The sequence below is a fragment of the Peribacillus sp. NPDC096622 genome, assembly GCF_044762665.1.
GTDB lineage: Bacteria > Bacillota > Bacilli > Bacillales > DSM-1321 > Peribacillus > Peribacillus frigoritolerans_B.
This window is the reverse complement of sequence record NZ_JBIWES010000004.1, coordinates 24,054-39,179: the sequence shown is the minus strand read 5'-3', so window position 1 is coordinate 39,179 and position 15,126 is coordinate 24,054. Positions and strand designations below refer to the sequence as shown.

General features: G+C 36.4%; 10 protein-coding genes. 8 read left to right on the top strand and 2 right to left on the bottom strand.

The genetic code is table 11. The annotated features are described in order from the left end of the window. Position 1: 1 nt before the first annotated feature. The 8 genes from ACIQYG_RS09090 (at position 2) to ACIQYG_RS09055 (ending at position 11,727) form a co-directional block, all read left to right on the top strand. Positions 2-1,321 carry a UDP-glucose dehydrogenase family protein gene (locus ACIQYG_RS09090; RefSeq protein WP_402837260.1) on the top strand — a complete coding sequence of 440 codons (1,320 nt, stop codon included), beginning with the start codon at positions 2-4 and terminating at the stop codon, positions 1,319-1,321. Between the two features lie 383 nt (positions 1,322-1,704). Then, positions 1,705-3,210 carry a glycosyltransferase gene (locus ACIQYG_RS09085; RefSeq protein ID WP_402837258.1) on the top strand — a complete coding sequence of 502 codons (1,506 nt, stop codon included), beginning with the start codon at positions 1,705-1,707 and terminating at the stop codon, positions 3,208-3,210. Further along, complete coding sequence (locus ACIQYG_RS09080; protein ID WP_402837256.1) at positions 3,197-4,378, top strand: hypothetical protein; 1,182 nt, start codon at positions 3,197-3,199, stop codon at positions 4,376-4,378. Before ACIQYG_RS09085 ends, ACIQYG_RS09080 begins: the two co-directional genes overlap by 14 nt. A 391-nt stretch (positions 4,379-4,769) precedes the next feature. Then, positions 4,770-5,774 (top strand): NAD-dependent epimerase, encoded by a 1,005-nt coding sequence (locus ACIQYG_RS09075; RefSeq protein WP_402837254.1) that lies wholly within the window; start codon positions 4,770-4,772, stop codon positions 5,772-5,774. A 392-nt stretch (positions 5,775-6,166) separates the two neighbouring features. After that, a complete protein-coding gene (locus tag ACIQYG_RS09070) occupies positions 6,167-6,472 on the top strand; it encodes a hypothetical protein (RefSeq protein WP_402837252.1) in 306 nt (101 codons plus the stop codon). After that, positions 6,469-7,830 (top strand): glycosyltransferase, encoded by a 1,362-nt coding sequence (locus ACIQYG_RS09065; RefSeq protein ID WP_402837250.1) that lies wholly within the window; start codon positions 6,469-6,471, stop codon positions 7,828-7,830. Before ACIQYG_RS09070 ends, ACIQYG_RS09065 begins: the two co-directional genes overlap by 4 nt. 323 nt (positions 7,831-8,153) lie before the next feature. Next, on the top strand, positions 8,154-9,884 hold the full coding sequence (locus tag ACIQYG_RS09060; RefSeq protein ID WP_402837248.1) for a phospho-sugar mutase: 1,731 nt from the start codon (positions 8,154-8,156) through the stop codon (positions 9,882-9,884). 1,456 nt (positions 9,885-11,340) lie between these two features. After that, positions 11,341-11,727, top strand: a complete 387-nt coding sequence (locus ACIQYG_RS09055) for a DUF192 domain-containing protein (protein ID WP_402837246.1) — start codon at positions 11,341-11,343, stop codon at positions 11,725-11,727. A gap of 592 nt (positions 11,728-12,319) precedes the next feature. Here the strand turns inward: ACIQYG_RS09055 and ACIQYG_RS09050 are convergent. Beyond that, complete coding sequence (locus ACIQYG_RS09050) at positions 12,320-13,489, bottom strand: DUF418 domain-containing protein (RefSeq protein WP_402837244.1); 1,170 nt, start codon at positions 13,487-13,489, stop codon at positions 12,320-12,322. Positions 13,490-13,729: 240 nt separating this feature from the next. Then, positions 13,730-14,920 carry an MFS transporter gene (locus tag ACIQYG_RS09040; protein WP_402837242.1) on the bottom strand — a complete coding sequence of 397 codons (1,191 nt, stop codon included), beginning with the start codon at positions 14,918-14,920 and terminating at the stop codon, positions 13,730-13,732. Positions 14,921-15,126 lie beyond the last annotated feature (206 nt).

The window sequence follows — 15,126 nt, the reverse complement described above, 5'->3', positions numbered from 1 at the left end:
TATGAAAATAGCTGTTTTGGGTACAGGTTATGTCGGGCTGTCCACTGGTGTCTGTTTGTCAGAAATAGGTCATAACGTCATTTGTATCGATACAGATGAACAGAAAATTAAAAGTCTACGTAAAGGGATTTCTCCAATATATGAACCGGGTCTGGAGAATTTGCTTACTCAAAATGCTGCAGCGGGTAGACTGCTATTTACTACATCTCATCGAGAAGCGCTAAATGGTGCCGAGATTATCATCATTGCCGTAGGAACACCGCAAATGGAGGACGGGGGAGCAGATTTATCTTATATTGTGCAAGCCGCGAAGGATATTGCTGCGAACCTGGTACAGAGTTCAGTAGTCGTTATAAAGAGTACCGTGCCTGTTGGTACGAATGATTATATTAAAAGCATTATTGAAGAACATTGTAACGAAAGTGTCAATTTTAATATGGTTTCAAATCCAGAATTTTTAAGACAAGGGTCAGCCGTCATGGATACGATGCAAGCAGATCGAATCATCATCGGTTCTGAAAATGATGAGGCTGCTAAGAAAGTACAAGAAATGTATCGTCCGTTAAATGTACCATTTATACTAACAAGCATTCGAAGTGCGGAAATGATTAAGTATGCATCTAATGCCTTTTTGGCGACTAAGATTAGCTTTATCAATGAAGTTGCCAATTTATGCGGAGTAGTAGGTGCAGATGTTAAAGATGTAGCAAAGGGAATGGGAAAAGATAAAAGGATCGGAGAAGCTTTTTTACAGCCCGGCATTGGTTATGGAGGGTCTTGTTTTCCAAAGGATGTTAAAGCGTTGCTTCATACTGCCAAGTTAAATGGAGTACAGTTTTCCCTGTTAAAAGAAACAGTTGCAATCAATGATTTTCAGCAGGAAATCCTAGTAACGAAAGCAATAAATCGCTTGGGGGATTTAAAAGGGAAAAAGGTTGCAATGCTTGGTCTCGCTTTCAAGCCAGAGACAGACGACATGAGGGAAGCGCCATCAATCAAAATTGCACGTTCATTAACCAAACTTGGAGCAGAAGTGGTAGCTTATGATCCGGTTGCAATAGATAATGCGAAGAACATATTAGGGGATACAATCAGATTTGCCAGCTCAGTCCGAGAAGCGGCAGTGAATGCGGATGCTGTATTTATTGTTACCGAATGGAATGAGTTTAGACATTTAGATCTGGAAACATTGGTGAACACAATGAGTCAACCGCTTGTTTTTGATGGGAGAAATTGTCTTGAAGAAAATCGAATCAGAGCGTGCAAGAAAATTGAATATTACCCAATAGGTAGACCAGCAATTTTTATTGGCAAGACATAAAGCGAAAAATATTTTCAAAACACTTCAGTAGATCAAACATGATTTTTTGAAAACGTATAATAGGTTTAAACTGGCGATGCAGCACCTTTGATAGTTCTTGGGTGCTTTTTTTATATTTCTTAAATAGGAGAAAAATCTTTAGCGACTATTTAAAAAACCTTAGATCAACATCAACTATTGACATGTTGTATTTATTATCATTGTTTGCAAAGGAACTTGTGTCATGGCACTTACTTCAATCCAATTGTATTAGGCAAACGCATACTCACTGCCATTTAGCTTTACTGTATGTTATTAGTCCATGCGTACCTATACAGTTCTGCATAATATACTTGAAACGGTCCAGGAAATTTGCTTACTATGCATGAAAGGAGAACATTTACTTGCACACAGTTATGCATTTGAATTTAAGAGTTGATCCGACCCAATATATCTCACAGATTAGAGAAGTTCCTGATTATGATTATATTCATATGGTACGACAACCTAAGTATATGATAGATCTTTCCCTTTTAAATGAGAAGGTTCATTATCTCAATGAAGTTTTCTCACCAAAAGAATATGTGAAAAGAAATAATATCTCCCTATTACATGCTCACCATGGCCAATTAGGGATGTTATTACTTCCTTTTAAAGAGGAAACAAACCTTCCGTTGGTAACAAGTATTAGAGGCAGGGATGCAACCCTTGCTAATCAGCCCATTGGGTATTTAGATAACATGAGAATGCTATTTGATCGAGGTGAGCGTTTTTTTCCAGTTTGTCAGTATTTAGCAGATAGGTTAATTGCTTGGGGTTGTCCTTCAGAAAAAATTAGAGTGCTATATGGGGGCGTTGACCTTAACGAATTCAAATACCGGGCTCCACATAAAGGGGACACTCAAAACATTTTATCCATCGGCAGGTTGGTGGAAAAAAAAGGACATCATATCTTAATGCAAGCTTTCCAAAAAATCAGAGGGAAATTTCCAAATGCAACCTTGACGATTATCGGAAGAGGAGAGCTTGAAGAATATCTCATTTCATTGGCAAATCAACTTAATTTAGGAGACTCTTTTCGTTTATTAAATCATCTCCCTAAAGATCAAGTACGAGAACAAATGACCAATGCAGATATATTTTGCGCCGCGAGCTTAGAAGCTGCCAATGGAGATGTAGAAGGGATACCTAATACATTAAAAGAAGCTATGGCGATTGGGGTACCTGTGATTTCGACCAATCATGCCGGCATCCCTGAATTAATAACAAATAACAAAGAAGGGGTTTTAGTACAAGAAAACAATGTAGATGATCTGGCAGATGCTCTTGAATTCATGCTAACTAACAGGGGGATTTGGGAAACATATACAGTAGCGGCTCGTCAAAAAGTAGAACAAAACTTTAACCTCGTCCAACAACTTCAACAACAAGCTGAATTTTATGATGAACTTGTAGCCCCTTATAAAGTAGGTAAACGATATTTAGTAACACATCGCCAAATAGATAAAAAAATCCTTAAGGAGGCTCCACAGCCTCAACAGCAAGGTAAGTATGATGGCGAAACAACAGCGCCTAGAAAAAAAGCCGAATTAGCCAGAAAAGCCCTTATTTATATGCAACAGCTACAACAGCTTCAAGGGCATCAAGAACTTCCACAGCTACAACAGTTACCGCAGCTTCAACAGCAGACTAAAGATAAAGTTAAAGATGAACTTGTAGCATCTAATAAAAATGAAAAAAAAGCTAAAATCCAACCGAGAGCTAAAGTTAATGATGAAAAAATAGCTTATCATAAAAAAGAAAAAAAGGCTCTTAAAGCCGAAAAAGTCAAAAAAGCCCTTTATAAAATTCAAAAGTTACAACAGAAGGCCCTAGATGAGCAGTTAGGAGGAGATCATGGAGGATTTTAAAACCATTACTGTCACCAAAGGTGAAAAATCTTTGGAAATTCACAATCCAACTAGCTATTCTCTGATTGGAATGGGTGCTCAAGGTGCAGTGTTTCAACTTTCAGATGATAGATGTGTAAAAATCTATTCAGACCCAGTACAAGCGAGAATGGAGGAAGAAGCTCTCGAAGCTGGAAAACATCTACCCTTTATGCCTGTGGTATATGATACAGGACCAAACTATATAGTCATGGAATATTTTAATGCCCCGACCTTAAAAGAATATCTGAGAAATTGTACGTATATCCCTGATTCTATAGTAAAGAAACTTCTCTATATATTAAAGGAATTAAAACAAGCAAAGTTCACCATGATAGATGCCCCCCTACGCCATATTTTTGTCGTTGGTAATGAGGAACTGAAGGTGATTGATCATGTTAATTCCTTTAAAAGGATGCATCCTGTACCATTAAAATTATTAAGAGATTTAAAAATAATCCTATTAAAGGACTCGTTCCTAGATCAAGTGAAAAAGCTTGAACCGGACACCTTCAATGAGTGGGAGGATTATTTCAATCAAAATAGTTTGGACTTTAGAAACATTCCAGTCCTCTCAGGAGGGTCAGGTAATGGAGTGAAAGTGGATAGCGCTATAACACAAACACTCATAGGAAAAGGGCATCAAGGTGCTGTTTATCGAGTTTCTGAAGAGACATGCGTCAAACTGTACGGAAAAACTGAACATGCAAATCAGGAAAAAATGGTTCTTTTATCAAGTCAAGACTTGCCTTTTATCCCGCAAGTCTTTGAAACAGGACCAAATTATATATTAATGGAATATCTATCAGGACCAGATTTAAATACGTTTCTTAAAAAACAATCTGTACTTTCCAAGGAAATAACAAAACGAATACTCTATATATTAAAAACAATGGAAAAATCAGGTTTCAAACAAATTGATGCCCCATTACGGCATATTATTGTAACCAAGAATGGTTTTAAATTAGTCGACCATGTGTACTCGTTTTCTCGTGAACAAAAAAGACCTCTCGAGTTATTTAAGGACCTGCGAGAAAGAAATTTTTTAGATTCCTTTTTAGAACAAGTGAAGGCGATAGATCCTGGTACGTATGCTGAATGGACAAAAACACCAATCCCATTAGATGAAAATGAAAATACCCTTGTATAGTCATAGTTATGTAACTGGAATCTCACGAAAAAATGTAAAAAGGTTTTACGCCTAAAAAGGAATATATCAAAACCGGTGATGATTTCGTTTACACCGGTTTCCAGGATGGTAGCTTAAAACTCACTTACGTAAGTGCTAGTTCACAGCGGGTATAAGAGTGAAAAACTCATGAGACTTAAAGCGAAAAGGATTCATGAAATTGGTGGGTTACGAATAAAACGTATGTCTCTCCAATGAAAATTTTGAGTTTAGCTCCTCTTTTTATCCGCCTTAATGAATTTTGTTCTGTTGGTGTAAAGGATCGAAAGAATCAATGTATAAATAATGATTAGTAAGTGTTCCGGAAAGGTGTCAAAATCCTAATGTAATAGAAAGGATTGGAATTAATGCTATGAACATTTTAGTAACAGGGGCAGCAGGATTTATTGGTTTCCATTTAACACAACGTTTGTTAGCCCTAGATAACAATGTTATTGGAGTAGACAATATTAATGATTATTATGATGTTTTTTTAAAAAACAATCGACTGAAGATATTAGAAGAAAACCCTGATTTTGAATTCCACAAAATGGATTTGTCAAATAAAGAAAAATTAAATCAATTATTTAAAGACAGAACCATTGATATAGTCATCAACTTAGCAGCTCAGGCTGGAGTACGTTATAGCATAGACAACCCGGATTCTTATGTTAATTCCAACCTGGTTGGGTTTGTAAATATCTTAGAGGTTTGTCGACACAATAACGTCAAGCACTTAATTTATGCATCCTCTAGTTCTGTATATGGCGCAAATACTAATATCCCCTTCTCAACCAAAGACCCAGTGGATCATCCAGTAAGTTTATACGCTGCCACTAAAAAGTCTAATGAATTAATGGCTCATACTTATAGTCATTTATATAATATTCCAACCACAGGACTCCGTTTCTTTACGGTGTATGGTCCTTGGGGGAGACCTGATATGGCTTATTATTCCTTTACTAAAAATATAATTGAAGGAAAAACAATAAAGGTTTTTAATAATGGAGATATGAGAAGAGACTTCACTTATATTGATGATATTGTTGAAGGAATAGTCCGATTACTTGATAAACCACCGGTTCATAATATTGGATGGGATAGAGCTAACCCTGATTCAAGTTCAAGCTATGCCCCGTACAAAATTTATAATATCGGTAACAATAAACCCATAAAATTAATGGATTTCATTAACACATTAGAGAAACTAATTGGCAAAAAGGCAAAAATAGAATTATTACCAATGCAACCGGGAGATGTTAAGGAGACATATGCAGATATTGCCGATTTGCATGCTGATGTGGGGTTCCATCCTTCAACAACAATAGAAGAAGGTTTAAATCATTTTGTAAATTGGTACAAAAAGTACAATAAATAAGGAAAAAAGAAGTAGTGAATTTTAAAATGGGATATTAATGGATAAAAAAAAGATCGAATCGCTGCTTGTTGTCAAACTACAATATTGCATAATGAAAAAAATATAATATGGTATAGGTGAAGTTTCAATAACATTTCAAAAACATTTCAAACCATTAAACGATCCACTTCTCAAACTTAGCTGTCATAGACACCATTTTTTTATGAAATCTGAAATTTGAAAATGTCTATTCAATATTAGTAGATTTTGAAGTGTATATGACAGTACTGTTCAATATATTAAAAATTTAATGTATATAGACCCAAAATCAAAAGAAATGGGTAAAAATTGCATGCAAGTAAAAAACATTAATTAAAAAAATTTTGTAAGTAATTAAAGGAGAGAAAACTCCATTGGAAGTTCTTAATGAGTATGATTTGTCAGATTTTCTCATGACATCCCTTAAACGAAATTCTACAAAAGATCCTCTATTCAAATTAAATCCTCTGTTTGAAAACTACTTTAAAGTTTGTTCTGAAGACCTACCATACAAATACATTTATAAAACCCATTCTATGTTCCTACATGAATTTCACAAGCAAGTGAAACAAATTGTAGAACAAAGAAATCTGAAAAAATCAGGAAATTATCATGAACTTTTAGCAGAACGTGAAAAGAGCAAATATGAATTTCTTGTTAAAGGGACTGAGGTTGGATGAAAACCATTGCTTATTTTGTAAGTGAAAACATTAAAACCCACCAACGTTTTATATATAATCAAATCGTAAAAATAACTAACTATCGCTCAATCGTAATCGGCCCATTCGACAATACCGACCGTTCAGAATTCCCCTTTGAAAACTACTATAATATAAACAAAATTAAAGATCTAAAAAAGTTCTTCGAAGAACAAGATATCATAGCCATTCATGCTCATCACGGATCACACGGACACGAGATTTTACCTGTATGTGAAAAATATAATATTCCTTTGATTGTTAGCATTAGAGGACGAGATGGTTCGGCCAGACCGGAAATTTTCGAAAAAAATGCTAAGCGATATTCAGCATTAAATAAGCATGGTGCATACTATTACCCTGTATGCCAATATCTTGCAGAAGGATTAAGAAGGTTAGGAATTCCGGCTAAAAATATGCATGTATTATATGGTGGTATCGAATTAGATCTTTTCCCCTATTCTAACCGCACTCTTCCTATAGAAGGCGAAATAAGAGTCCTATCTGTAGGTAGACTTGTAGACAAAAAAGGATTTGTTACTCTTATAAAAGCATTTAAACGCATTTATACACAATATCCAAATGCTAGACTGCATATTATTGGAGCAGGTGAAGATGAGAAAAAAATTAAATCCGCCATTACAGAATATAACCTTAAAGATGTTGTGATTCTTAAAGGAGCTATGGATTCAAAACAGGTTTCGAACGAATTGAAAAAAGCTCATATCTTCTGTCTAGCAAGTCAAACAGCTAAAAATGGTGATATCGAAGGCATTCCTAATGCCTTAAAAGAAGCAATGGCTAGCGGTTTACCTGTCGTTTCCACTCGACACGCGGGAATCCCCGAATTAATTGAACACCAGAGAACAGGATACCTAGCTCCAGAAAAAAATGATATCGAACTAGCGAAAGGCATACAATTCTTTTTAGAAAATCCAGATATTTGGAACGACTATACGGAAAAAGCACGGAAAGTAATTGAAGAAAAATTTGATGTCAATAAACAAATTATTGAGCAACAAAGACTATATTCTCTTGTTAATACAACGAAAGTGGAAACGGAACCAAAAAAGAAAACGAAAGCGGAAACGGAAAAGAAAAAGAAAAAGAAAAAGGAAAAGTATACGCAAACGGTAACAGAAAAGAAAACGAAAACGAATACGCAAACAAAAAAGAAAACGAAAGCGGAAAAGTATACGCAAACGGTAACAGAAAAGAAAACGAAAACGAATACGCAAACAAAAACGAAAAAGAAAACGAAAGCGGAAACGGAAACGGAAACAATAAAGAAATCGAAAACGGAAAAGAAAAAAAGAAAAAATAAATCAAGTAGGGAGTAAGTGAAGAAACAGGTATAACGATTGGTGGATTACAATTTCTAAAAGCTTTTTCCTCTTCTTCCAAAGAAGTAATGAAGAATAAATGACACTCTTCCAAAGTACTGGTTGGGAAAATGAATAGATCGTAACCAACCAGCTTTGGAGGTAGTGCATTTGGTACACCCTCCGTTACAGGATGAACAAATACTAAAGGAAGCTATGCTTTAGGAACGATGGCTTTTAGATTTCATATTCAATTGATAGCTTGTAATGTGTACTACGATCAAAAAGAAAAATGCCGGACGAAGAGAAAAAACATACAGGCAGGAAGGAGCTGTATTTTCATGGACTGGAAGTCTTTATATACTATTTGGACAAGTTATCCCAATTTAAATAATGAAATGCGTTTAATGCTTGAAGAAATGAAGGATGATGAAATATCACTTGAAGACGCCTTTTATAAAAATTTGGAATTCGGGACAGGTGGTATGCGAGGGGAAATTGGTCCAGGTACGAATAGGATGAACATTTATACCGTACGAAAAGCGACTGTAGGGCTTGCTGAATATATTCAATCGTTTGGAAACGAGGCAAAATCCAGAGGAGTCGTAATTGCTTACGATTCAAGACATAAGTCTCCCGAATTTGCATTGGAAGCAGCCAAGACTTTGGCAACAAAGGGAATTAAAGCTTATTTATTTGATGAATTACGGCCTACCCCACAGCTCTCTTTTTCGGTACGTAAGCTGAGTGCATTTGCCGGTATCGTCATTACAGCAAGCCATAATCCGCGTGAATATAATGGGTATAAAGTGTATGGTTCAGACGGGTCACAGCTACTTCCTGAAGCGGCGGATCAGGTCATTGATTACGTGAACGCGATTGAAAGTGAGCTTTCCATTGTAGTGGAGGAAGAAGAAGTCTTAAAAGACAGAGGGCTCATTCAAATCATTGGGGAGGAGCTGGATACGGCTTATAATGAGCATTTGCTCACTATTCCGGAAGATTCAAAGTTGGCAGATGAAATCGATGTAAAGCTCGTTTTTACACCGCTTCATGGTACAGCCAATAAATCAGTAAAACGCGCTTTGCATGATCTAGGATATCGAAATGTCCAAATTGTTAAAGAACAGGAAATACCTGATGCTAATTTTCCTACTGTTAAAGTGCCTAATCCAGAGGAACATGCTGCTTTTGAACTGGCCATTGCGCTTGGAAACCGTATTAATGCTGATTTATTGATTGCCACCGACCCGGATGCGGATAGGCTCGGAATTAGCGTGAAGAATAATGCTGGAGATTATGTGGTATTAACAGGCAACCAAACAGGCGCTCTCTTTTTAGATTATTTAATTTCACAAAAACAAAAGAAAGGGAGCCTTCCTCATAATGGAGTCGTATTAAAGACCATCGTGACTTCGGAAATAGGACGGGCGATTTCAGCGAAAAATGGTTTAAAAACCGTAGATGTTTTAACTGGATTTAAATACATTGCTGAAAAAATCAATGAATACCACACAAGTGGAGAACATTCTTTCCTGTTTGGCTATGAAGAAAGCTATGGATATTTAATCAAAGATTTTGCTCGGGATAAGGATGCCATCCAGGCTACTATTCTGGCAGTGGAAGTCTGTGCCTATTACAAAAAGCAAGGTAAAACGATGTACGAAGGTTTACTGGATGTTTTCAATAAATATGGATATTACTTGGAAGATTTACGGTCGTTGACTTTAAAAGGAATTGAAGGTGCCAAACAAATTCAGGCGATTCTCAATGAATTCCGGGAAAATCCACCAGCTCAAATCTCTGGTCAACAAGTAGTGGTTCAAGAGGATTATCTCAGCAGTAAAAAATACATGTTTGGGCCAAATAGGGAAGAGGACATCAAGCTCCCAAAGTCGAACGTTTTAAAATACTTTCTTGAAGATGGGACATGGGTATGTTTACGACCTTCCGGAACAGAACCTAAAATTAAATTTTATTTCGGTGTTCAAGGAAGCTCGATGAAGGAAGCTCAGGAGAAATTATCAAGCGTTACGAAAGACTTCATGAGAAGTATCAATAAAAGGCTTTAAAGAAGAACTTTCATTCAGAGATTTTCGTAAAAAACCAGGGTCAGCATTCATTATGTAAAGAAATGCTGACCCTTTTTTGTCCATCAATGGATTAGTGCTCCATTCTAAATCTAGCACCTAGCCTTTCAGTATCAAAAATACCCTTCTTAGAAAATAAGATCTCAATTTGGTCGTCTTTAGCCCTTGTGGCTGAAGGGGTATATCCAAACATGGGTAGGTATCGGGGGCTTATGCGGATATGTATGACTATTCGACACCAATTGGAATATTGAGCATATAATATACTATTCCAATCCACCAAATCCCCCTATGATAGTAGCCTTGCTGATACCGTATGACGTTACGTAGTACAGTTGTACAGGCCCTAGGATGGACCTTATGAAGGTGCTAAATAGGGAGGATTTTTTTTAGGATCCTCATCGGGGCTCATGTTGAGGCATTTCCCATTGAGAAAAGCCTTGAAAAGTGAATAAAATATGAAGTCTTAAAAAGTAAAACAAGACCATTTAACATAATACATAATCGAACATTCAAACAAAAAAACTGCCTTTGTTAACTATGGCATAGTAATGTTATAAAGATATATTGTATATAGCGTGGAACCCCGAACGGGTTCCTTACGGTGTCTCTAACACTTTCCAGGGGACTTGCCGAAATCAATTAGAGAACTAAAGTATCCGTTACTCAGTCCTTCGAGGTGCTATTCGGACAGCAGGTTTGCTTGATTCATTACAGTTATTCCAACCATATAGTACGCTAACGTAATCCATTTAATGGGCATATGAGGTATGAGAAATAGTTACAAAGGAATAATGCACGGCAACCGCGGCTGGACATTAAGTGAACCCTTCATCAGTAGAAAAGAGAACTTTGTTTATAGTCGTAATAGGAATGCGGTATAACAAGGTGCTGTGGTCACAAGAGGCATGTCCTTTAATGAAACGCCATTAATTTCATATACGAAATTGCCTAATTTGATTTTTGCACCTTCAAGTACATTTTTAATTTGATCATGCTTTTTAGCTCGTTCTTCAATAATGCTACTGCGATATGGAACAGGCTCTCGCATTCTCGCTGATTTCAATCAGGGATAAGCTTCACCTCAACACACATGGCATCATTACTTCATCAGGGACAATAGGTTTTGCGTTAATTACTAAAAACTCTCCATTTCTTATTTTAGTTCATGAAAGACTCCAAAAAACACCAGTACTTTTATATACAGTTGCTGTGATTATCGAAAACAGAGTATTAAATTTAAAAGCCATAGAATAAAGTATTAGAAGCGAAATGGACCTTGCTTAGTTATTATTTCAACTGTATTCGTTTTATCTCCAACTTTCTTTTTATTATTTATAAGCAGAGAAGGAAAGTTGATGACTTTTAAAAAGGAGTTCATAAGATAGAAAGTTTCTTTTTTTCGAAAAACGTCTATTCCCTGCGAAGGTGAGTGAACATGAAAAATAGAATTAAAACAAAAATGATAAAAATACTCAGTGAAAACAAGGTAACTAGATTAAATGTTCAAGTTGCAGATACTCAAAAAAAAAGAGAAAAGGGCTTGATGTTTGTTAGGAAATTACCGGAAAATGAGGGGATGTTATTTGTGTTTTCAGAAGAAATATATGGTGGCTTTTGGATGAAAAACACATTTATTCCTTTATCTATTGCTTTTCTTGATTCATATGGGAAAATTCTAAAAATACTTGATATGAAGCCTTGTATAGAGGATTATTGCCCTACGTATGATCCGGGACTTTATTATTATTATGCGATTGAAGTGAATCTTGGATGGTTTGAAAAGAATCAAATAAAAGAAGGGGACTATGTAAAGTTTAATTGAATTTATATCACCTTACCTCTAGTTCTTAGAGGTGGATTTTTAAAAATGGGTATTTATTATATTATGATACTAGTAAAATTGTGAATAATTTCATTTAAACTCAAAAGGTGTTTTACTTCATTACCGGGAGCTGTTCAGCAGCTTCTTTTCTTATACAACAAGAGAGGCAGGTTTCCTGAAGAAGGAATATCTATATTTAGATCATAATGAGGATAAAATAACCAAAATAATTGTAAGTGCTGTTTATATGAAACAATTTGTTTTGGGGATATTGTTATATTAACTTTTGTTATTTCTCCGTTATTAACAAATGCTACACCTATGCCCTTGTAGTGGTGGAACCGCACCATAAGTAATGAGGTTTTTAAATCATGCCAAGCTAACTGCATATCGTCATTCAGAATTCAAAAGAAAATTTGACAGGATGAGTATTAAATTTAAATCGGAGTGGTAAAGAAATTTCTCCAAATGATCTATTGCTATGTATGAAAAAAATGTTCTAAATGTGGTATTACATTTTTAATAGTTTAATATAATGAAGTAGATGAATAATAAAAGAAAACCGTACTTAAATGTTCGGTTTTCTTTTTGATTATTGATGTTTATATACTAATCGCCTTAATGAAATTTCCAATGGACCATACAGATTATTTTTTTCTAATAAAGTCGCCAAAACGACAGAAAGGGCCCAAATTCCTACTGCTAACATAGCAGCTATACCGTTACTCACACGCCCTCCTAAATCAAGTGCTACTGGTGATAGAAATAGAACAAGCATTGCCTCATTCCAAACATAAAAAGTTAATGAACGTTTCCCTAAAGCCATTAAAGAATGGCTAATGAACCCAGGATTTTTTAACCTTGCCCCAATCCATCCAAAAATGGCGGCATAGGCTAGTCCTCCGGCGATTCCTGTTAACATGTGCAGTCCGGATATTAAACCTGCTATAAAGAACCTAGGGTGCCACACGCTCCCTATAAAGGATAAAGGCAACGCTCCTAGGAATGAGACAGTCAACCCAATAATAGTTATGAAATAAAGTGTTCTTAAATGCTGTTCAGGCTTTGTTAATAACTGATATCTAGCAATCCACATTCCAGCCAAAACGGAAGGAAGAATGGGGAACATTAAATGAATCATGATAGGAATGATAGGGAAAGAAATCATGGATTTCATTGTTATGCTTAAGTATGTGTCTGTGGCTGAAACCTCTGGAGCAAAACCATAACTTCCGATTTCTTGCATGTTGAAGCCCCATATTATAGGGGTAAAAAGACAATATAATAAAGTAATAATAGTTAACGTTCGCATTAGTGCTTTGATTTCACGTGTTAATAGCCAGCTAACGAGTATCCCTGCTAAACCGTATGCCATTAATATATCTTGACCGCCAATGAAAACCGCTAAAATGATCCCAAATAAAATCAAATACCAGGAACGTCGCCGTATCGTTTTTAAGGCATCTTTTTTTCTTTTACCTTTAGAGATTTGACTTTCGAATGAGAGTACTAAGCCATACCCAAATATTACGGCAAACATCGCTCTGGCCCGGTTATCAATAAAGAACATGCCAAAAAGATTTACGACTTGATCAAAAAAGTTTATACTTTCCGCCCTTTGCATGATCCCAGGTTCAGAGTTGTACAAATATAGCGGCGCATGTGCGAGGGCAATGAGCAGCAACATAGCACCCCTTGCTAGATCTAATGAAACGGCACGTGTTTTTCCTTTTGCTATACTATTGTTTAGCAGAACGGACATACTGATCTTCTCCTCGGAATTTGAGAAATACTCCTAGTTTATTAAAATATTTACATAATGTTTGTTTTTGTATCCAAGTCGAATGTCATTCGAATTGGATACAATATCGAATTTAGACTTGATCTGCGTCGTTCATCCTCTAATTTTACCTAGGCTATATTACTGTTTATTAGGATCTTGTTCAACCCATGGGAAGCCATGCAGCAAGAAAGGATCTTTCATTGCGTTCGTACTTTTCTCTTATGCTGGCTTCTTTTGTTTCTGGTCTAAGCGATGACTTAGGAAAGTTAGAAGACTTGCCAAGATAGCAATCAGCCCGCCTACCAATGTTACACTCATCAAATTTCCCTGATGGTATACAATTCCGCCTAATGCGGAACCAAAGGCGATACCGACATTGCTTGCCACTGGCATCAGTGAAGCAGCCAGTCCTGTAGCTTTAGGTTGATAAATACCGGCTAGGTCTATCAAATAAAGCTGGGTAGATGTTGTTAAAAGGATGGCCATTAATGACATCAAGCTAATGTTAACCAAGCCAAAGATAAAATTATCTGTCGACCAATATAAACTGATCAGAACAACTGCTTGGACGAGGAAGACAAACCTAAGGCGCCCGATGGCATTGTAGCTGGCAATTTTACCAGCGAGTATGTTGCTGAAAATGGAAATAAATCCGTAGCCAAACAAGATCCAACTGATTGAACCACTTGGTGCTTCCATTCCTTTCAGGATCGGAACAAGATACGTATAAACGGCATACGTCGCTCCAAATCCAAGCGATGGGATGAAAAAAGCCATTAAGATTCGTGGGTGTGTTAACAAAGAAAATTGATCACGCATTGAACTGCGAAATGGACTGTGCATAGTAGGCAAAATGAAGAAAGATGCCAAAAAAGCAATTCCACCGAGAAAAGTCGTTAACAGGAAGGTTGCATTCCAGTCGTACCTTTCAGCGATGACAGTGCCAATTGGTACTCCGATCACGTTTGCAAGAGTAAAACCACCGAAAACGAATGATATAGCAAGTCCACGTTTTGCGATGGGCATGTTTTCACTGGCAACAATCATGGCAAGAGAAATTAAAACTCCTGTTGCAATCGCAGTCATCATCCGAAGTACAAGGAGCATGACGTAGGTCGTCGAAATCACGCACAAAGCATTCAGGATGATGAACGAACCTATCAAAAACAACATCCATTTCCGTTTTGGAAAATGGCTTGTTGCCGACATCACAAGCGGTGTGGCAATGGCAAACGTAATGGCAAATGCAGAAACGAGTGTGCCTGCTTTTGCATTTGTTATATGGAGACTCGAGGAAATATCGGTTAAGATCCCGACGATAACAAATTCGCTTGTCCCGAGAACAAATGTTAATAAAGTAAGTGTTAAGATGAGCAGCCAATGCCGCTTGGTTAATTCTGTGGTGTGCATAAATACCTCTTTCCTAGATGAATGTAAAAGTGTCACAGGGTGGAAAAACAATCTAACTATCATACCATAAAACATTTTTATGAGGAAAACCCTTGCATAGTTATCGTTGATTATTTCCTGCTAAAAAAGCTTGTACCTGAATCATTCACTAATTTTACCGTAACCTGTTATGTTAGAAAACAAAAAAAGAATTCTAAACGGATTAA

What these genes read in the sequence shown, in the direction of transcription:
- ACIQYG_RS09090 (WP_402837260.1), top strand. Translation starts at nt 2, where the DNA reads ATGAAAATAGCTGTTTTGGGTACAGGTTATGTCGGGCTGTCCACTGGT.
- ACIQYG_RS09080 (WP_402837256.1), top strand. Translation starts at nt 3,197, where the DNA reads ATGGAGGATTTTAAAACCATTACTGTCACCAAAGGTGAAAAATCTTTG.
- ACIQYG_RS09075 (WP_402837254.1), top strand. Translation starts at nt 4,770, where the DNA reads ATGAACATTTTAGTAACAGGGGCAGCAGGATTTATTGGTTTCCATTTA.
- ACIQYG_RS09065 (WP_402837250.1), top strand. Translation starts at nt 6,469, where the DNA reads ATGAAAACCATTGCTTATTTTGTAAGTGAAAACATTAAAACCCACCAA.
- ACIQYG_RS09060 (WP_402837248.1), top strand. Translation starts at nt 8,154, where the DNA reads ATGGACTGGAAGTCTTTATATACTATTTGGACAAGTTATCCCAATTTA.
- ACIQYG_RS09055 (WP_402837246.1), top strand. Translation starts at nt 11,341, where the DNA reads ATGAAAAATAGAATTAAAACAAAAATGATAAAAATACTCAGTGAAAAC.
- ACIQYG_RS09050 (WP_402837244.1), bottom strand. Translation starts at nt 13,489, where the DNA reads ATGTCCGTTCTGCTAAACAATAGTATAGCAAAAGGAAAAACACGTGCC.
- ACIQYG_RS09040 (WP_402837242.1), bottom strand. Translation starts at nt 14,920, where the DNA reads ATGCACACCACAGAATTAACCAAGCGGCATTGGCTGCTCATCTTAACA.